Annotated in this window: 13 protein-coding genes; 1 reads left to right on the forward strand and 12 read right to left on the reverse strand. The window is 43.0% G+C overall.

Annotated features, from left to right (window positions below; genetic code table 11):
* Window positions 1-13: 13 nt before the first annotated feature.
* The 4 genes from G608_RS0104145 to G608_RS0104160 all read right to left on the reverse strand — a co-directional run bounded on the left by G608_RS0104145 (window position 14) and on the right by G608_RS0104160 (window position 5,771).
* Window positions 14-2,128 (reverse strand): beta-galactosidase trimerization domain-containing protein, encoded by a 2,115-nt coding sequence (locus tag G608_RS0104145; protein ID WP_026494970.1) that lies wholly within the window; start codon window positions 2,126-2,128, stop codon window positions 14-16.
* A 105-nt stretch (window positions 2,129-2,233) separates the two neighbouring features.
* Window positions 2,234-3,799 (reverse strand): ABC transporter substrate-binding protein, encoded by a 1,566-nt coding sequence (locus tag G608_RS0104150; RefSeq protein ID WP_026494971.1) that lies wholly within the window; start codon window positions 3,797-3,799, stop codon window positions 2,234-2,236.
* 67 nt (window positions 3,800-3,866) lie between these two features.
* On the reverse strand, window positions 3,867-4,802 hold the full coding sequence (locus G608_RS0104155; RefSeq protein WP_035794644.1) for a carbohydrate ABC transporter permease: 936 nt from the start codon (window positions 4,800-4,802) through the stop codon (window positions 3,867-3,869).
* A gap of 15 nt (window positions 4,803-4,817) precedes the next feature.
* A complete protein-coding gene (locus G608_RS0104160) occupies window positions 4,818-5,771 on the reverse strand; it encodes an ABC transporter permease (protein WP_026494973.1) in 954 nt (317 codons plus the stop codon).
* A gap of 273 nt (window positions 5,772-6,044) precedes the next feature.
* On the opposite strand from G608_RS0104160, the gene G608_RS0104165 reads away from it, so the two are divergent.
* Window positions 6,045-7,061, forward strand: coding sequence for a LacI family DNA-binding transcriptional regulator (locus tag G608_RS0104165; protein ID WP_026494974.1), 1,017 nt, complete (start codon window positions 6,045-6,047; stop codon window positions 7,059-7,061).
* 116 nt (window positions 7,062-7,177) lie between these two features.
* Here G608_RS0104165 and G608_RS0104170 read toward each other — a convergent pair whose 3' ends face one another.
* The 8 genes from G608_RS0104170 to G608_RS0104205 all read right to left on the reverse strand — a co-directional run bounded on the left by G608_RS0104170 (window position 7,178) and on the right by G608_RS0104205 (window position 20,328).
* On the reverse strand, window positions 7,178-8,374 hold the full coding sequence (locus G608_RS0104170) for a hypothetical protein (protein ID WP_026494975.1): 1,197 nt from the start codon (window positions 8,372-8,374) through the stop codon (window positions 7,178-7,180).
* Window positions 8,375-8,394: 20 nt separating this feature from the next.
* On the reverse strand, window positions 8,395-9,225 hold the full coding sequence (locus G608_RS22195) for a hypothetical protein (RefSeq protein WP_051208818.1): 831 nt from the start codon (window positions 9,223-9,225) through the stop codon (window positions 8,395-8,397).
* Window positions 9,222-10,529, reverse strand: a complete 1,308-nt coding sequence (locus tag G608_RS0104180) for a DUF5716 family protein (protein ID WP_026494976.1) — start codon at window positions 10,527-10,529, stop codon at window positions 9,222-9,224. The genes G608_RS22195 and G608_RS0104180 overlap by 4 nt, the downstream gene beginning before the upstream one ends.
* Before the next feature lie 14 nt (window positions 10,530-10,543).
* The gene (locus G608_RS0104185) at window positions 10,544-14,125 is read right to left on the reverse strand and encodes a DUF5717 family protein (protein ID WP_026494977.1); all 3,582 of its coding nucleotides are present in this window, start codon (window positions 14,123-14,125) and stop codon (window positions 10,544-10,546) included.
* Window positions 14,126-14,238: 113 nt separating this feature from the next.
* The gene (locus tag G608_RS0104190; protein WP_035794647.1) at window positions 14,239-15,837 is read right to left on the reverse strand and encodes a response regulator transcription factor; all 1,599 of its coding nucleotides are present in this window, start codon (window positions 15,835-15,837) and stop codon (window positions 14,239-14,241) included.
* A 152-nt stretch (window positions 15,838-15,989) separates the two neighbouring features.
* Window positions 15,990-17,870, reverse strand: coding sequence for an ABC transporter substrate-binding protein (locus G608_RS0104195; RefSeq protein ID WP_026494979.1), 1,881 nt, complete (start codon window positions 17,868-17,870; stop codon window positions 15,990-15,992).
* 34 nt (window positions 17,871-17,904) lie between these two features.
* A complete protein-coding gene (locus tag G608_RS0104200; RefSeq protein WP_026494980.1) occupies window positions 17,905-18,879 on the reverse strand; it encodes a carbohydrate ABC transporter permease in 975 nt (324 codons plus the stop codon).
* Window positions 18,880-18,891: 12 nt separating this feature from the next.
* Window positions 18,892-20,328, reverse strand: a complete 1,437-nt coding sequence (locus G608_RS0104205; RefSeq protein WP_155833211.1) for an ABC transporter permease subunit — start codon at window positions 20,326-20,328, stop codon at window positions 18,892-18,894.
* Window positions 20,329-20,334 lie beyond the last annotated feature (6 nt).

Genomic DNA, 20,334 nt, shown 5'->3' on the forward strand with positions numbered 1-20,334 from the left:
AAACCTCCATGCTTTACGCTTTTTCTATCCACGCAGCTGTGTGCGCCGGAACGATATCATCAGGGATTCCCATGTTGTCAAAGGTCCCTGTGACAACTCTATAACCTTCAGGCAGTTTGTACATTAACGACCTGTGATTAACTATCACGATACCATTTTCAAATACCCCTGTCTCTAGACTTTTTTGTCTAATTGGAGATGCAGGAACAAGTTTTTCATACATGATATCTTTGAAAATATTTGAGCCGGAAAGAGTCAGCGGATACATCTCTTTATTTCCCTGATCATAGGGTACGTGGGGTATGTTCTTGGGCGTATAGCTTGCACCGAACATAACTCCAAGAGAATAAACCTTACCCTCTCCAAAGCTGTGACTTACTATGCAGGACTCGCCGTTTACATAGCTTGCAATGACTTCGCCGTCATGGTAGCTGCAAAAAGCATTTCCCTGGGGGATAATCTTCTTTTCACCTTCTCTGTAGTAAGGAAGCTTATCGCACTTTGTTCCGGTTATTCCGAAAACATTTTTTGCAAGATCATCAAGGGGTCCGTGAATCAGTGTTCCTCCCTTTTCCACAAACTCTCTGATTTTCTTTTCGGAAAGCTCGTGACCGACTGCCTTGTAGCAATCATTTGCAGGAACGATGAGAACAGCATAATCATCAAGTCGTCCCTTCTCTATCTCATGGGTGCTTATCACATCAACCTGATAGCCCAGGTCGCAGCAGTATTTATAATAACCAAGAAGATCAAGTCTTCTTGTGGTATTTCCTTCTATCTCAAAGGGTTCAAAATCTGACATCTCAAGAGGGAACAGAATTGCCACCTCCTTTTTCCTTGAGCCCTTCTTAACTGCATTCAGTCTTGTTAAGAATTCGTTTCCTCTCTTTAGGGAATCCATGAAGGTGTCGTCCATCTGATTCAGAACGCCGCCATCATCAAGGCCGTTCATACCATAGGCGTTGTAGCCGTCTATACCGCAGGCTGCCATGGTTCCGATTATTTCTTCCGGAGTGATGATCTGATAAATATCTCTGTAGATGTATCTGCCAAAATAGATACCACCAATCATCTGCCTTCCCTCATTCATGACACGCATCATGCTGTGCTGGCATGAGGTCACATAGGCATCGGGATGTCCGTCCGGCAAAACCGGTACTGTTATAAAATGAGTGCAGTCAAGATACGGTGAAAGTGCATACATATCTATTCCGCGGACCGAGGTATCCCACAGATCGCTGTAGTCGTTGTCATCATCAACCTGTGTTCTTCCGTCTATATTGAGGAAATATCCCCACTGTGAAAGATCGGGGCAAAGGAAAAGACTATTGTCCACATCCTTCAATTTATCCTTCATCTTCTCAAAATATGAATTCAGCTCAGCGATCTTCCATAAAAGGTTATCCCTTTTTATCCTGAATTTTACTGTCATATTCTGAACGTCAGCTGCTTCGAAGAGTTTATCGAATCTTACTTCGTACCAATAATCCGAAGGCTGTATTTCATCGAAGCTTTTTGCATTTATCTCATAGGCGTCATTAAGCTTTTCTATGTCGCCTTTATACTCATTTTTAAGAAATTCCCTGTATCTGTTTATGCCCTCTTCATCAAAGCTTGAGCACACAACAGGATCCCACATGCTGCATACAGGCTTAACTGTTTTTCCATCATCATCACATTCGCAGTAATTGTCAGCATAGAGCTCCATCATCTGCTTTACGTGTTCAGCCTGTGTATCCTGGGATTTTTCTGACCAGTATTTATACCATCTTCCCGGCTCTCCGCCGTACCAGGTAATACCTTCTCCCAGTACCGGAGGACTGAATCTGATGTGTGGATAAAGATTGTCTCCGTTTAAATAAAGAAGTAAAAAGTTGAAGCTAAGGCCATTTTCCTTAGCAGAGCGCATCATGAATTCCTGCATCTTAACGTACTGACTTGCAGGGCCAGCTGCCACTCTTTCTCTGAAATCCTCAGAGTCCTTGGTGTCCAGCATTACGCTGTTAAAACCAAGCTTTCTAATAAGTCCCATAGTCTCATGAACGAATTTCTCATCGTCATAGCCCGGGCAGTAAAAGTTACCGAATATTATATTTATGTAGGGTTCTTTAGTTCTCTTATCTATCATGTCTTTCCAATTTTGCCTGTGAAAGGCCTTTACATATTTAAGGACCGCAACCTTTATGGCAGCGGTCCCTATTATTCAGTTCAAAAATCCAGCCGCCAAATATAATTATTTGCTTGCCATGAATTCGTCAACCTGTGCCTGTGCAGCAGCAACCAACTCATCCCAACCTGCAGCTTCAAGTTCAGCCTTAATCTCCGGAACAGCTGTCTCAGGATCCTGAACACCTGTGATTACCTCACTCTTGTATCTTGACCAGATCTCTGTGCAGTTAGCAAGCTGATCAGAAACCTCTGTTGTGTCAAATGTGAATCCAAGAAGAACTGAAGGTGTTGCATTCTCGTTAAGTTCCTTAACCTCATCCCACTGATTGAACTCGTCAGCAGCGTTCTGAGTAACTGTGAAGAATGTTCCCTGTGTGTAACCAGCCATTGTCCAGTCCTCGTTGAGCTTCTCAACCTTGCCGTCAGCTGTGTACTGGAAGTTAACGCCCTCTTCACCATAGTAGAAGAGATCTCTTACCTTAGTATCTGTGTTAACAAGATCAAGGAACTGGAGGCACTTCTCAGGATACTGAGTATTAGCGGATACCATGTTGAGTGATCCTCTAACTGTATCGTTTGAAAGGATTGTCTCACCGATCTGTGAAACCTTAACATCCTTACCCATCTGAGGACCCCATGCTGTTACAGCTGCTGAAGGCCAACCCTGAGCTACTCTCCACATGTTGTAAACACGGCCTTCTGAAAGTGTTGAAGCATCTGAGTTGATAATGCCATCTTCATACCACTGATGAATTGTCTTAAGCTCTGAGAAGATGTCATCCTGCTCAAGTGTAAGGCAAACCTTAGCATCCTTGTCATCATATCTTACGCCAAGAATCTGGAGACCTGCACCAAGCTGATCATACTTATCAAAGATGTAGTAAAGGCCATCGTTCTTTACATATACAGGATAATCGTTCTTGTCTGCCTTAAGCTGTGTAAAGATCTCTGTCTTTGCATCAAGGCTCTTAGCAAGATCATCGATATCAAGGCTGTACTCGTCAACAAGCTCTGCATCCCAGATATCATAGTTTGAAAGTGAGCTGTCCTTGTAAGTAGGAACACCGTAAACCTTACCGTCAACAGTTACTGCATCCCAGTATGTCTCAGGCATAAGTGCTGTTAAGCCGGGCATGTTGTCCTTTACAAGATCAGAAATATCATAGTAAGCACCAAGTGCTACGTCTGATGTGAAGTTACCGCCGTTACCGAAGATGATATCGTAAGGCTCATTTGTGCTGATGATGATGTTTCTTCTGTTATCCCAGTCACCCCATGAGATAACTTCCATCTCTATGTTTACACCGATCTTCTCAGCGAGGTACTCATTAAGTGTTGCTGCCCATGAATCATAGTTGTCAGGCATACCTGAACCGATTGTAACCCACTTAAGAGTAACTACATCTCCTGATGCTGCAGCATCTGTAGACTCTGCTGCCTCCTCTGTAGATTCTGCCTCTCCGGCATCCTCTGTAGCCTCAGCCTTCTCTTCTGAAGCTGTGTCAGCTGTCTCCTGTGCTGCTGTGTCATTTCCGGCTGTCTCGTTTGATGAACCGGAGCCGCCGCAACCTGCAATAAGTGAAGCACCCATTGCGCATGTGAGCAGCATTGACAATACTCTCTTTTTCATTTCTTTCCCTCCTAATTAAGAATGAATATTTATCTTAACCCTTTAGGGGTTAGATTCATAAGGAAGTTCAGCCTTTAACTGAACCAATAGTTAGACCGGAAATAAAGTATTTCTGGAAGAACGGATATACACATGCAATAGGAACGATGATTACTATTGCTATAGCCATCCTTACACTCTCTGTCGGCATTGTTGATTTGTACTGCTGCATTGACAATCCGCCATAGGGGTTGTTTGCAAGGTACTCAATGTTGTTCTGAATGTTGTTAAGCAGTGACTGTAATGACTGCAGGTTCTTATCTGAGATATACAGTGAAGCCTGGAACCAGTCATTCCAATATCCGAATGCTGCAAAAAGTCCGATTGTTGCAAGGATGGGCTTGGAGATAGGGAGAATAATCTGGAAGAAAATTCTCATCTGACTTGCTCCGTCCATCTTGGCGGATTCTACTATCGAATCCGGTATCGTAGTTTTAAAGAACGTCTTACAAATAACGACATTGAAGGAGGACACCGCCAGCGGCAGTATAAGCGCCCATATGGTGTCTCTTAAATGAAGGATATTTGCATTTACCACATATCCTGCAAGCATACCGCCATTGAAGATCATGGGGATGAATACGAGCCATGTGTAAAGACCCTTAAGTGCATAATTCGGTCTTGAAAGTACATATCCCATTGTGGTGGTGAGCAGAACGGAAATCACGATACCAAGCGCCGTTACAAGTACTGATATGAAAAGCGCATGGAGGATTGTTCCTCTCTCATTCCACAAGAACTGATAAGCCGCCGATGAAAGCTCGGTAGGGATTATCTGATATCCATACTTCTGAATTCCCGCTTCACTTGATATTGATATGGAAAATACGAATACCACAGGAAAAATACAAACAAGTGAAAGTATAAGGAATATTATGTTGAAGAACGCATCTGTTCCTCTTGAAATCTGATTTATTGGTTTAGCTGTAACTATGTTTCTTCTTTTTCTTCTTCTGTGTCTCATGTCATGTCCTTCTGATTAGATAATTGCACTGTCCTCATCGATCTTACTTACGACGAAGTTAGCTAAAAGTATAGTCGCGCAGCAGCATACCGACTGGAAGAATGAAGCCGCAGCCGTCTTACCGATCGGAGCGCTGGACTGAATAGCTTTATAAATGTATGTATCAAAGGTTGATACCGTTGTGTAAAGTGACTGCGGAATTCCACCGGTTACCTGATAGAACAGACCAAAGTCAGAATAGAAGATCTTACCGGTATCAAGTATCAGCATCATTACAAGCACTGTCTTAATGGAAGGCATTGTGATGTATTTTGCCTGCTGCCACTTGGTAGCTCCGTCCATGACCGCTGCCTCATAAAGTGAAGGATCAATTCCAGTGATTGCTGCCAGGTAGATAACCATTCCGTATCCCATGCCCTTCCAGATCTTCATGAAGGTAAGGAAGAAGGGCCAGTACTGAGGTGACTGGTACCACATTACCTTTTCTCCTCCGAAGTGCATTATCAGTGCATTCAGATAACCCTTGTCGGGAGTCAGGATCGCATACACGATATAGCTGACTACAACCCATGACATAAAGTAAGGGAAGAACATCATAGTCTGATATGTCTTGGAAAGCATCTTGCTTCTTAAGTTGCTGAGCATAAGTGCAAAGCCTACTGCAACGGCAGCTCCGAGAATAATGAATATGATGTTGTAAACTATTGTGTTTCTAAGAAGCATTGCGAAGGCGTTGGACTTAAAGAAATATGTGAAATTGGACCAACCTACCCATTCGCTGTGAAGCAGACTGTAAAGGAAACCGTGTCCGCCGCTAAGCTTATAATTCTTAAACGCAATGATGATACCGAACATTGGAAGATACGCAAAAAGTATGAACCAAACTACTGTCGGTAATGAGATCAGCGTGAGATCAAGGTCATCTCTGGTGAATCTCCTGCGCTTCTTTACTTTTTTCTGATTCTTCATTTCTATAGCCTCTCTGTGTTAGCAATTTTCGTTAACAATTTTATCGTTTTGTTGTTAACATGATTTATCATTTATAAACACGAGTTTAATATTTTATTAAATTTATGTCAACAGCAATGTGCAGTTTTTCTATTTTGCATAATAAATTATTGCTCTTTTTGGCTGTTTTTATTAAAAACCAGTAAACTCTATAAATTATTTTTAGTTTCGTTATTTACTTTTTGTTAACATTATGTTAATTTAGATAAAAGAAACTTTTTAGAGGGTGTTAATATGCGTAAGGTAACAATGCAAACCATAGCAGATGAACTGGGCGTATCCAGAGTTACTGTATGGAAAGTATTCAACAATCAGGCAGGTGTATCGGACTCATTAAAAGCCGCTGTACTTAACAAAGCGGAAGCACTTGGCTACTTCAAGGGAGTAAATGAACTCAATCAGGCTTCTGTTCCAAAGAACATTGCCCTTGTGGTATCAAGACCCGAGTCATCCACATTCTGGACAGGCATCATCCACAGCATGGCTGAGGAGTTTTCCAAAAACAATGCCAATCTTATTTACACAAGTATCGATCCTATCTACTCAGATGGGTTCACTCTTCCCATCGGACTAAGGAACGGTTCCTGCGACCTGGCGGTTGTTTTGAACGTTTACGATGCCGAGATTGTAAAAAGAATAAATGCCATTTCCATACCCAAGGTTTTCCTTGATACTGTACCGGAACTCACATCTGCCGATATAACAGGTGACCTTCTTCTGATCGAGGGCTATCACACCACTTATAACATCACAAAGTCAGTAGTTAAGCAGGGTGCGAAGACTATAGGCTTTATCGGTGATATACATTACGCATGGACTAACGCAGACAGATATAAAGGATACAACCAGTGTCTCTCAGATAACAAAATAGAAATCAGAAAAGAATTCTGCATGACAGACAGAATCGATATTTTCTCATATAAGCAGACCTTATATGATTATCTGGACAGCCTTACAGAGCTTCCTGAAGCCTTTGTATGTGCCAGTGACTTCATAGCTCACTTCGTACACTTCTATCTAACCGAGCACCCGGAGCGCATTCCAAACGGAATGATAGTTACAGGCTTCGATGCCAGCGAAGAATATGCTAACGTAGAAGGTCTTATTACAACAGCTGATGCCTGCATCGACCTTCTCGGTAAGCGTCTTGCACAGCAGAGCCTCTACCGCATAGCTACTCAGGATGCACCCTTCGAGCTGACCTATATCAGGCCGAAGATCATGTACAGAGAATCAAGAATTACAGTATAAACAATGTTAAGGTAGGGTTATCAAAAATAAAATCCTCGTGCAAGCATAAAAAAGCCGGGCGATCACAAAACGTGATTCCCGGCTTTAAATATGTCTATTCTCTTTTCATATCCGGCTCAGGCTCCGGGATATTTCTTTTCAAACTGATCAACCATATCAAGTATCTCAGCGCGATAAACGGGATAATCCTTAACAAGATCCTGAATCTCATTCTTTGCATTTCCCGCAACAACGTCCCTGTTATAATCCATCTGCTTACGAAGCTGCTGTCTCTGCCCCACAAGTGAGTGTCTTATCTCAACCTCTTCGTTGTGATCTATAAGGGCCCCCGCCTGATGAATCCATATCTCAGGGTCCTTGATCCTATATTTTCTAAGAGTATAAACAAGGTTCTTCTGGTGACTGTCAAGGTATTTTGCAGCCTCTGCATACCTTGCGCGTTCCTCTTTTTCCAGCATAAATTTGTTGTAGAGCTGATATAGCTCCTTAGAATTCTCTACGCCGTACTTAAGGCACTCGTAGTCAATCAGATTCTTATTATTTACATAGCGGATTTTTACAGTGTTCTGAATCTGAATCAGTCTGGCTATGGTATTTAAAACAACCTTCTTTTCCTTCCTGTATTCAATGCGCTTCTGATTGTAGACAAGAAAAACAAGGGCACCGATAACTATAAGAAGCATGTAAGCATAGGAAACATCTAGCTTAAATGCTACGGATAATACAGCCAGAATGATGGTCAGAGCTATAATTACACAGGAGCCGATGATTATGAGCTTGTGCCAGTACTCTGTCGCCATCTCGATTTCAGCTTTTCTGAATTCATTGGCCTTACGCTCACCGTCCAGCCTTCTAAGGTCATTTTTGACCTTCTTTCGATATTCCTCCGCTTCCTTAAGAGCATTCGCTCCCCTTAAAACATCACCGGAAAGCCTCTCCATTTTCTCGTACTCTTCATCAGTCATACGGGTTCTGCGCTTGTTGAAATTCTTCTGCTTTTCCTCGCTCTCAAGGATTCTGTCAGCAATCTTGTTGATCTCAGCTCTCTGCTGTGGAGGAAGTGCATCTATTTCCTCCATATCCCTAAGGTGTGAGGTCACAGCCCTGTACTCAAACTGAAGAGAATCAAGGTCGCGGCTGGCTTCAGCCATCTGATTAAGGCAGTTCTCCACGTACTCACGTCTCTGAACCGGATCATCCATGTCTATATTTTTCCTGGTATAGGCAATGTCATTCCAGTTCTCCAGCGCGTGCTGTTCCTGCCTCTCGGCGCGATATGTGTCTTTTTTCCTGAATAAATCTAAGAACCCCATTAAATATCCCCAAAAACCAATTACTTCACCAGATCGCGATATTCAGTCTTCATATCCTGCGTCAGGCGTTCTACTTCCTCGTAGTACTCAGTCATCTTGGCACCGCTTCTGTAGAGCTCAAGACTTCTGAGTTTTATATTTGCACTGCTTGAATCATAAAGATCGTTGGCTTCATCCATGCGCTGCTCGAGCCTCAGAGAAAGATTTCTGGCATCCTTGTTCTCCCCAACAAAGGTAATATATTCTCTCTCGGTCATGGTCATGCGCTTGCTGGCAAGATAGCACATATATGATTCTTCATCGCCACCATCCTCGTATGCCTTTAAAAACATCTCGCCTGCTCTGTCATACATAAAAAGATGGGCGTATAAAACACCTTCATTGTGTTCTATCCTTGCTTTTACATTAACGTCCAAATCAGGCATGTTTTTAAGTATGGTCTCATACTCATCAAAGGCCTGGCTCACATGGCCCTGCTTCATAAGAAACTCGGCTCTTGCCATGCGCTTTTCATAAACATCCATGCCGGCATTGCCACGAAGTATATCTACTGTTTTGTCGTAGTCCTCCTTGGTGGTGTAGCCCACATAGTCAATGATCATTCCAAAGAACGAAGCCGCGGAGCACTTGTGAACCACCATGGTCCTCAGCTCGTCAGCCAGCTTTTTAAGCCCCAGCTCCATTTCAATCCAGTCTATAAGATCCATATCAAAGGAGTCGGTATCGATCATGTAAGCATTCTGGACAATGCAATAGCAAAGCTCTTCTATGGAATATATTCTTCTTCCGATTTTCTCTAAATAGTACGGTCTAAGAGCATATCTTCCCGTACACAGAAGCGGCGCGCTCATACCTTCACCTCCTCTGTCCAGCTAAGGCCGGAGCTCTCATACAGCTCTCCAAAGCCCATATCTTCAATGTGAATAACTATTCTCTCGGCCGATGTCATTTTGATCTTCATCCTGATTCTCGAGGTCCTTGCAGGCCTGAGAGGAATATCAGTGAGTTCTATCCTCTGAATATGCTTCTCACCGCCCGTAAGAGGAGTGATCATAATCTCAATATATGGCTCCTGCTCAAGGATAAGATCAAGACTTCCGTTTACATCATACCAGTTTTCACCGGCATCAAGGAGTGCATGATACACTTCCTTTCCCTGTTTTTTAACCATAAGGCCCACATTTGCTTTGAGCTTGTCGGCATCAAGAAGCACATATTTCGAAAATCTGTCGCTCTCGCCAACCTTTTCTCTTGCAGCAATGCTGGCACCTTTACTGAAAAGGTTATTGCCCTGAAATACTCTTTTCCCTCTGCATAAAAATTCCAGGGATTTCTGGGTCCACTGATCCTTATAGCCATCTCCTAAAAGGAAAACAGAGCTTACAATTCTGCCTTCCATCAGCCTCTCAGACAGCTCGAGGAGTTTTTCATCAAGATGCTTTTTCTCTTCAATTCGCTGTGACGGATCCTCTGAAAAGCCTGACCCCGAAAGCGCAAACTCGTCATAGTTCTCCTTATCTATGGTCACAACGATGGGCTGCGTCTTATGATTAAGCTTCATATCATAGACCGTCAGCGTGCCGAAATTATAATAATAAGCGATAACCGAATGGGTCAAAAGGTCATCGGGCTGATAAAGCATATAGTTGTAGAAGCTGTCCTCGTAGCTCTGATAGAAGATGTTTTTAACAGGAAGAGATAACGCTCCCGTAACCTCTGATAAAACCTCTATCATTCTGGCATCCATAGTCGATGTGGTGAAAACTATGGCATCCACCATGGTCATGGACATCTCCATGGATAACAGCGAAAGGGTTCTTTTTACAAAAAGAGTAAGCAGTGATACCGGATCATAGCCTGTTCCGTTTATTTCAATTCTCTTACCATCCCTTGCCTTCTGGATAAGGTTGTCGACCTTTATTCCATCCTCGTTTTCAATTCTGGAAAGAGCTTCCTTTCCATAGAACCACTGATTTACTTCACGTCTCTTACACAGAACCGTAGGTATGTTGTAAAGCTCAGCACCTGCCAGTGTCGAAAGTGTCTCCGGCAAATCGGAATCGGACGCAAGGAAGCTGATCTGCGAGACTTCCTCCCCCAGATCATAGCCAAGTACATATCTTCTGGTATTTTTTACCCCCCTCAGTAGCGACATAACACTCAAATTCCTTATTTCATCCTGAATAATTTATTAGTCATAAATCTCTTTTTATAATATTCGGAAAGCAATCTGTTTACGGTTTCATAGTCCTGCAATGTCTTACCTATCATAATGTCATTGATGATAGAGTATCTGCCTGCTATTACCTCCTGTACGATATCGCTCTTGGTGAGCATTCCGGACTCCGTGAGCTTTTCACTGCGGCCACCGTTGCCCTCCTCAGTTATATAGTACTGAAGCTGTTCTCCGAAAAAGAGTACGAATGATGCCTCATAGATGCCGGGATAAACCTCCTGCATCTCTACCGTATGGTATTCGTCATCATCCTCTGCGCCGCCCACATAGTGAACGATGCATTTTGTTCCCCTGGTTGTGCGATATTCAATGATGGTCTTATCACAGAACATCTGCATCTTGGGAAGCTCATTTGTATAATGCGTAAAGAACGCAAAGTAAATATTTTTATCAAGAAGATCCGCAAGGAACCGCTTAATAATGCTGTTATTTTCCTTAAGGTCCTCTCTGTGAGGTTCTGTAAACCTCTTAAGATATGCCATCTTACAAACATCGTTAAGCTCACAGCCCTGATCCGCCAATACGCCTATACGCTCAAAAATGTAGTTATCGGTAACCATGTTGTGAACAAAATAGTCGTTGGCTTCCTGGGCAAGGAAGGCTCTCTCAAGGTCATCTCCTCCACCGGCTCTCATGACATAACCTCTGTAAATCGAGGTCTTATCTCCTATATGGGCACCTGTATAAAGCATCTGAATCAGCATCCTGCCGGCGAGATCATAGGAATCTATGCTGTGGGTGGTTGCTGCCTTCCACAAATCCCTCATCTCTCTTAGGGTACCGTTATAGTTCCTTACAAGGTATGATAAAAGCTGCTCGTCATACTTGGCATTCTTAAAGGCATAGAAAGCTATCTGCGAATTCTCTTCGCTGTCCTCAAAGCTCTCCTTATCCATGAGCCTTCCGCACATGCGCATGACAATTCTTGGATCCAGCTTATACATTCCGAATCTTCTGCAAAGCTGGTAGGCCTTGTCATAGTTTCCGGACATTACCATAAGCTCAAACATGGCTCCGCGCTCCTGGGTGGTAAGCTCTGCAAGATTAACCTCATCCAGATATTCTGAGAGCTGTCTCTCGAAATCATTATCATAATAGAACCGGATAAGGCATTCTCTTATAAGGGTGCGGCACTTCTTACGAACCTGCCCCGAATCAGCAAGCTCTTTATACCTTGCCACGTTTTCCATGGTGATGGTGTAGGAGCTTTTCTCAAGTTCACAAAGGAAAAGCTCAAGGCTTTCTTTACCCTTTTGAATATAGGGCTGAACATACTGACTGATATGTCCCGCAAGCATCAGCTTTTCATTATTAAAGGGAATACCCTCAGCATATCTGTGATCTTCTCCATCCTCTAAGAAAACAGCATAATCGCTTCCGTAAAGTGGCAGGAAAGCAGCACCGTTAACAAGAGGATATGCAAGCTCTTCCTCAAGCTTGTCATAAACCACGATAACCTTCTTCATTCTGGGATCTTTGGTCTTTATCTCATTACTGTAGATGATGCGCATGACCTTTTCACAGTTACTGCCATCTACCATTCGGTCAGTGATCATGTGCTTGTAAAGATAACCAAGGTCTCTGTTTACCCTTCCCCTGTCTATCTGCTCAAGAAGGAATTTTTCTATCTGAATTCTGTAGGTATCAAAAAGGTCCGGGTACTCATCCCTGTGCTCATGCACATAGCGGTAAAGTATTGCATTTTTCTCATACTCAAGGTCACTCTGGTATGAGAAAAACATAAGAACCATTCTGGAAATCTCGCAGGGTAAAAGTCCATCCTCGTCAACGTAGATGGCTGCCATATAGTATTCAAAAAGTCTTGTGATATGAAGTTCAGCCTCAACGCCTCTTGCATACCAGAGGAAGGATTCCTTATCTGTACGATTTCCTTTTATCAAAAGTGAGCACACTGCTTCAAGGGATTCCTTATCACCCTTTAAGTCATAGCATGCCATAAGAAGCTTACACATTCTCTCATTGTAGCTTCTCTCACGCTGTCCAAGATAAACTATCTGCTCAATTATGGTGGGCTGAAGGATACCTTTTTTCACACCATATTCAAGAACATGGGCCTCAAAATCTCCCATCTTGGAAAGCATGGTGGGAGTTTCAGCAATCACGCCAAGAGCCTCAAGATAAATAATCGGGCTTCTGCATCCATGCTCAAACTGCTCCTCAAGCATAAGCCATCTGCTGGTGGCACTTGATGAAATATTCTCTGAAATATAGAGAAGGAGCCAAGCTATACGCCAGTTATCGGAATTTCTGGAAAAGATGCCCTCGATTCTCCTTGAAACCTCATTTATCACATCCTCTTCTCTGCTGATGAGGGTTGTGAGGTAGAGATAGTAGCAATAAAGGGTATCATCGCCGGTATCCTGATCCTCAAGAAGAGGGCCTATGGAATCAAGAATCCATTTTCCCTCAGATTCCCTCGATGCTGTGATAAGATACTGGGCCGTATAAAGTCTAAAGGCAGGGTCCTTGGGGTCCAGAGCGTTCATCTTATTTACAAGCTTGCCGCTTTCTGAAAGCCATTCCCTTGAGCCAATCTTCTTACTTCTAAAATCCTCATAGAGCTTAACAAGGTTTACCGTCAGCTTCTTTTTCTCCATCTCTTTTGAAGAAAGATGCCATTCACCAAGATTAACCCTTACGGTTACCGGAATCTTCACCGCATTATAGGCGGTTCTTAAAATGATGGCGCCGAAATTATTGCCATCGTGAAGCAGCCCGGCATTTATATAAAACTTATAGTAGCAGTTATTTCCAAGGAAATCGTGATCCGTAAGATCTGTCCTGTCAGCAGAAATAAATGCACCGTCAAATTCTACCTTAAGGTCAGTAAAGCCCCATCCGTTCCTTGCTATCATAACGGTATGCTCGGTAACGCCTGCGGGATTATTTATTTCAATCTGTGTTCTGTCGGGAATATATGAAATGGGCTGTTTCTTGCCTATTGAAACAAGAAACTCCTCCATGTTCGCTTCAGACATGGGTATTGCAGAAAGTCCCCTGTAGAGGTTCTCATACTCTGTATCATTTTCAGCAAACACTTCTATGAATTCGTCTGAATAGAAAAGCTTTTTAGCTTCATCCCAGTTGGTCTTCGCAAGGTTCACAAAATGGAACATGTTCCTTATGGCACCCATGCTTGACATAACGTGACTTATTTCGACATTTACTACAAAGGGAAGCTGGTATTCTCCCTGATTGGAGATGACATTGATATCGCCCTTAATGACATCACCGGGGCACAGACCTGTACCGTCAAAGCGGTAGGCCACTTCAAACTCAGCCCCTGAAAACTGCGCAGTGATGATCTTCATTCGCATTTCGAGAGAACCCACTATGCCCTGCACCATTCTGTCAGCAGGTCCATACAGGGTAAAGCTTCCCTCAACCACTTCCCCGGGCTTAATATTCAGCTCAAGACGAGGAATTGAAAAGCTAAGTACTCTCTCGTTATATTCAAATTGTCCCTTTAAAAGACGATCAATTACACTTTTCACGTAGAAAACCCCAAAATAAACATATTCTTAAATATTATAGCATAAGAATATATTTATTGAGGGGTTTTTTTACTTCTAAAACAGGACCGGATTTTGGCTGTTTTTAGTCATTTTCAGTTCTCATTCATGCTATGTTTTCTGAATTCAGCGGGAGTCATACCGGCATGCTTTCTGAATTTTTTTCCAAAATAATCAACGTCGCTGTAGCCCACCATCTGAGCCACTTCGTATACCTTATACTTTCCGCCGGATAAAAACTCCTTGGCTTTCTTAATCCTGCACTCGTTAAGATAGTAGTTATAGCCGGTGCCGGTGGTCCTGGTAAAGAGTCTTCCGAGATATCCGCTGTTATAACCAAATTCTGCCGCCAGCTCCTCCAAGGTAAGGGGCTGCATGTAATTCCTGTCAGTATATGAAATGATGTCATCAATTATATTTTCGGAGCCCACATGATCGTGAAGTCTGTCCATGACCTTTCCTAAAATATCACTGACATACTGCATGATCTCATACAGATAAAATCTGCTCTCTATAAACTCAATGATTCCGGCATGGGAGTCAAAAATATCAGAAAGCATGGGATACTGCTTGGTGAGTCTGTCCTTGATCTTGAGTAAAAGCTCTGTCACATAAAGGCATACATCGGAGCTGTCTATATCCTGCCCCTTTACGTAATCGGAAATCTCCTCAAGTACATTGATAAGCTTCGATCTGTTTCCATTTATCACCGAATCAAAAATCTGATCCAGGTATATTGTCAGCGTCTTTCTTACATCCTCTTTATCGCTTTTACTTTCAGGAATTATATCGCTGTATTCGTGGGTAAAATGCGCTCCCTCCTCGCAGAAAAATCTCCGCTTGGCAAGGGTCTTTGCGGTTTCATAGGAGTCATTTATTTCCTCCGGAGAATATGCGATTTTTCCCATGGCAATAAAGAGCATATCAAGGGGACTGCCGGATTCTATGGGCTGCTTTTCATAATGCGAAATAAAATCCTCGAATCTTGCAATCTGAGCCTTGCCCTTTAGCAAAATGCAGTTATGGCCTTCCTCAACAACTACCTCATAGCTGCCATTTTCAAGAAAGGTCCCAAGCATATCCGTAAAGCTGTAATCCTTCTTATCTCCTTCAGCCTTGCCAAGTATGTTGTGGTAAGTTTCGTAAATAACTACCTGATAGGCATTCTGTAAAAGGCCAAGCTCCGACAGCTCTTCCTTTTGTTCTTCGCCGGCCTTTGAATCTATATTGTCAAAATAAGTTCCAAGCAGAAGCTCTCTTGCCACGACGCCCTTTGCTTTACTTTGCATTTTGCCGGACTTAAGATCCTCTCTTGTATTCTTATCAATTTCCTCTTTTATTCTTTTTACTGTGATATACAGCTCATCCTCATCCACAGGTTTTGTGATGTAGTTTGTTACCTTATTTTTTATGGCATCTCTTGCATAGGAAAAATCAGAGTAACCGGAAAGAATTATAAAATACCCCGTGTAACCCTGTTCTCTTGATTTCTTTATCACATCCATTCCATGGACCTTGGGCATCTGCATATCCATCACAACCAAAGAAGGCTGCAATTTAGTTATGGCCATCAGTGCCTCTTCACCGTTTGAGGCATCTCCCACAACTGTAAATCCCAGCTCCTCCCAGTCGATAATGAGCTTTATACCCTCTCGTATGTTTTCCTCATCATCCGCAATAAGTACTGTTTCCACGCGGATTTCCTCCGTTTCGTTTCCAAATAATCTTAGAATAATTCTATCATAATAACTTTAGGTATACTGAAAAAATAACAAATAACCTTTTGCCAAAAAGCAGGAAAAGGCTACGGCCATTAAGACCGCAGCCTCCGCCTTAAAGAGGGTTATTATTCTGCCATAGCAGCATCTTCTGCTGCTGCGCGAAGCTTTGCCTCGTTCTCCTGGAACTCGACGCACTCAGCATAGCCATATTCCTCTGCCTGCTGAATCATATCTGCTACGATAGAATCGAATTCCTCATCAGATGAAGCATAAATAGCCTTCCATGTGTTGTCCTTTACGCAGGTTGATACCTGATCCCAAACAACCTGGAGCTCATCTGAATGAACGCCGCCGGTGTACATTGTTCCGGGTGAAAGAACATAATCATACTTATCAAGGTACTCATCAGGTGTATCAGCGCCTGCGAAATCTCTCCACTTCTGCTCAATCTCAGAGCCTGCCTCTGTTGAGAAGCTTTCCCAGTTTCTGTAGTTGAAGGTCTCGCCGTTACTGTCGGGGTTAGGAGCATCCAGTGACCATGTTGAGTTGTTCATCTTGAAGGAACCGTCATCATAAGTTCCGTCATAGCCGTTACCCATCTCTGTGGAAATATCTGTCTTGCATGCAAGTCCGATATCTGTGAAGCAGGTCTTTCCGTTTTCATCATAGTACCAGCATACGTCCTTAGGACCATACTCAGAGATCATGCGTCCCTCGGGAGTTGAGAGCCAGTTAATGATAGCCATGCAAAGCTCAGGATACTCTGTGTTTGCACCGATTGACCAGATTCTGTTACCACCGTAAACATTAAGACCATAGCGGATAGGTGTAGCCTTTGAAGGCTTTACAGGGAACATTGCTTTTCCGCTTTCAAGGTGATCAGGTGTGTTATAAAGAGCTGATCCCATGAAGTTAAATACGTTAAGGAATGCTGTACCGTTCTGGTAGTCTTCCTGCATTCCGTTAAATCCCTGTGTCTGTGAATCAGGATCAAGAAGTCCCATCTGATAGAGCTTGTTATAGAACTTAAGAGCTGTCAGATAAGGTCCGTTCTCCTCAAGTACGGGATGGAAGGTCTGGGTGCCTGGATCATAAAGTCCAAGTCCGAACTCATCATATCCGTAATAAGCTGTTGCTGTTGACTTAACGAACATAACCATGTCGCCGTCCCAGTCATTGAAAAGAGATACCCCGTATGTAGGATTGCCGTTATCATCTGTAGGGCAAACCTCTTTCATCTTTGCAAGGCAGTCTACAACGCTGTCAAAATCAGTGAGCTCAGGAGAGCCGATCTCTTCATAAAGGTCATAACGAAGATCCCATGTATACATGAATGAGCCCGGATCCTCTGCTGAACGTGTTACATCAAAACCAAAGCCGTAAAGCTTACCGTCTGAAGAAATTCCCTTATTTTTCTCAAGGGCTGCCTGCATGTTGTCTTTGATGTAAGGGCCATACTCTGTGAGAAGATCATCCTCTTCCCAGTCAAAAAGCATTCCCTTATCAACTGCCTGCTGGTAGTCATCTCCGTCCTGTCCCCAGATAACAAGATCACCCAGGTTACCGGACTCCATACGTGTGTCATAGACACCGTCGTTTTCAGGAATGATGTTCAGCTTAACATTGAATTTATCAAGCATAATCTTGCCAAACCAGCCTGTCTGCTCACCTGAGTAGTTTGCCAGCTGATCATAAACATCCAGTGTAACTGTCTCCTTAGGAATGATGTCAGTTAAGTCTGCCTCTAAATCCCCTGAAGCATCAGCTGCATCACCTGCATCCTCGCTGCTTTCAGCCTCATCTGCAGCTGCTTCTTCAGTGGTTTCCGCTGCCTCTTCCGGTTCCTCAGCAGCTTCTTGAGCTGCCTCTTCAGCAGCATCCCCTGCATCATCAGCATCTGCAGTATCTGTTGCAACAGTTCCCGCAGGATTGCTGGTACCACAGGCTGCCATTGACATAGTCATAGTCGATGCCATCAGTAGTGCTAAAACTTTCTTTGATTTCATTTCACTAACCTCCCTTTTTGAAATTGTTGTGTTCTTAACCTTTAACCGCTCCTATCATTATGCCCTTCTCGAAGTAGCGTTGCATGAAAGGATATACCAACAGGATCGGAATGATTGTTACCATTGCTATTGTGTATTTGATTACCTTGCCGTTAAGTGCTGAATCCAGCACACTTTTACTGATTCCCGAAGTACTTCCTGCGCTCATAAGCGCTGCCAGATTACTTGTGGTATTAAGGTAGATGTAAAGTCTGTGCTGCAGTGTATAGAGCTGCGGTGCAGACTGCATCAAAATCAGTGAATCCTGGAAGGAATTCCAGTGTCCTACCGCGCCAAAGATTGCTATGGTAGCAAGAATGGGCTTTGAGAGCGGCAATATAATTGTCAGGAATATTTTCAGATGTGATGCACCGTCAAGGGATGCACTTTCCTGAAGCTCTCCCGGTATGGCCGATTCTATGTAGGTCTTTACAAGGATGATATTGTAGGGAGCAACAATTCCCGGAATTATGTATGCCCAGAACTTGTTTGTAAGTCCCAGCATTGCCATGTTCAGATACCAGGGAATTATTCCCGCGTTAAAGTACATGGTTATAACAAGGAATCTATACCAAAAGCTTCTCCCCCACATGTCCTGCTGAGTAACCAGATATCCAACAAAGGCTGATGCGAGAACCATAAGAAGTGTTCCCAAAACAGTTCTTGCAAGTGTTACTCCAAAGGATCCAAACAGGTCATTAACCTGCAAAAGACGGATGTAGTTTTCAAAATGTATTCCTCTTGGAACGAAATTTATAAGGCCCTTCCGCACCAGTTCATTGTCACTTATGGTGTTTATGAAAAGGTAATAGAATGGGAATATACATACCAGGGTAAAGACTGCGAAAACAAAGTAGTTTATCACATTAAAAACTATGTCAGAGGGCTTTTGCCTGATAGCACTTTTGTGCTTTTTCATGTACTCCCTCTCAGCTTTCGCTTCTCTTTTTGCTATTTCAGATACGCTCATTTTTCTCCCCTCTTATACAATGGTCTCTCCGCGGAGAACCTTACTGATCGTATTGGCTACATACAAAAGCGTCACACTTATTACTGACTTAAGCATTCCAACCACCGTCGATAGCGGAATTGCACCTTTGACGATACCCATCTTGTAAACGTAAAGATCCAGCACCATGATCTGTGAGGTATTGGATGAATTCTCAAATACCAGGTACTGATCCATACCATTTGACAAAATTCCGGCCACTGCCATAAGAAGAAGCACATAGAAGGTAGGCATAAGCCCCGGTACTGTCACGTGCCACATTTTCTGAAATCTTCCGGCGCCGTCAACGGTAGCCGCTTCATAAAGCTGCTGATCGATTCCGGAAATTCCTGCAATATAGATGATGGCGCTCCAGCCAAGTCCCTTCCAAAGTCCCCAGCACAGCATCTTAAGCCATGTGTGAGATCCGCTCATAAGGAAGTTTTTACCCTCGGTCCAGATCCCAAGATTCATCATCAGTGAGCTGATAAATCCATCTGTTGAAAAGATACAGAAGGCGATTGCAAAAACCAGAACCCAGCTTATGAAGTTGGGAATTGTTGTAAAGGTCTGAACAAATCTTCTGAATCTGCTGTTCTTAATTTCAGAAAGAAAAATTGCAAAGGCCATAGGCATCCAGCTTGTGGCAATTCCAAGTCCGCTCATTGCAAGAGTATTTTTCATTACATTGATGATGTCTCTTGTGGTGGATTTATTTCGAACCAGCTGAGCGAACCATTTAAAGCCCACAAAGCTGTCCATTGAAAGCGTGTCTCCTGCTTTGTAATCAAAGAAGGCATATCTCCATCCATACAGTGGCAAATAGCAGAACACAAACGCCAAAATGATAAACGGAAGAAACATCAGGAAAAGCTTGAACCTTGTTTCCATCTCAAACTTTTCATCCTTAGAAGGTCTTCCGACAAATACCAGTTCAAGTACAGAAAGTATTACCATTACGATAAGAAGCACCACCATGATGTAGTAGAAATTCTGGAACATAGGTTCAACCTTGGAAGGCTTTGTTGTTGCAGCAATCTGAAAATATGCTGACCAGATACCCCACATTGAAAAGGCAGAAACCACTGCTCCCACTGTGCTTATAAGATTTCCAACGAATCTGCATTTTCTGTTACCCAGAGAAAGGCATGCCCCTATGGCACAGGCCATTATTCCAAGACAGATAAACAGGCTTGATATGTTAAGAAGATGCATGGTTGATTCCATGACCCATCCCTTTTTAAAGGCTCTTCCAAAATTCGCTATGAGATTTCCGTAAGAAAAACCTGCTGTAAGAAGCGATGTGCTTCGATTGATAAGTCCGCTGATCCTTGCTACATTGAGCCCCGGAAAAAACAGGATTATCAAGAGAAAAACTGAAATTATCCGATACGGATAGTATACGATTTTCGTAACTTTTTCCTTAGACACTATATT

It is taken from the genome of Butyrivibrio sp. WCD3002, assembly GCF_000424265.1.
Classification (GTDB): Bacteria; Bacillota; Clostridia; order Lachnospirales; family Lachnospiraceae; genus Butyrivibrio.

Bases quoted from the DNA above. Each gene is read 5' to 3' on its own strand.
- G608_RS0104200 (WP_026494980.1), bottom strand. From the start codon at position 18,879: ATGAGCGTATCTGAAATAGCAAAAAGAGAAGCGAAAGCTGAGAGGGAG.
- G608_RS0104145 (WP_026494970.1), bottom strand. From the start codon at position 2,128: ATGATAGATAAGAGAACTAAAGAACCCTACATAAATATAATATTCGGT.
- G608_RS22195 (WP_051208818.1), bottom strand. From the start codon at position 9,225: ATGAGCGCGCCGCTTCTGTGTACGGGAAGATATGCTCTTAGACCGTAC.
- G608_RS0104160 (WP_026494973.1), bottom strand. From the start codon at position 5,771: ATGAAGAATCAGAAAAAAGTAAAGAAGCGCAGGAGATTCACCAGAGAT.
- G608_RS0104195 (WP_026494979.1), bottom strand. From the start codon at position 17,870: ATGAAATCAAAGAAAGTTTTAGCACTACTGATGGCATCGACTATGACT.
- G608_RS0104155 (WP_035794644.1), bottom strand. From the start codon at position 4,802: ATGAGACACAGAAGAAGAAAAAGAAGAAACATAGTTACAGCTAAACCA.
- G608_RS0104165 (WP_026494974.1), top strand. From the start codon at position 6,045: ATGCGTAAGGTAACAATGCAAACCATAGCAGATGAACTGGGCGTATCC.
- G608_RS0104150 (WP_026494971.1), bottom strand. From the start codon at position 3,799: ATGAAAAAGAGAGTATTGTCAATGCTGCTCACATGCGCAATGGGTGCT.
- G608_RS0104170 (WP_026494975.1), bottom strand. From the start codon at position 8,374: ATGGGGTTCTTAGATTTATTCAGGAAAAAAGACACATATCGCGCCGAG.
- G608_RS0104180 (WP_026494976.1), bottom strand. From the start codon at position 10,529: ATGTCGCTACTGAGGGGGGTAAAAAATACCAGAAGATATGTACTTGGC.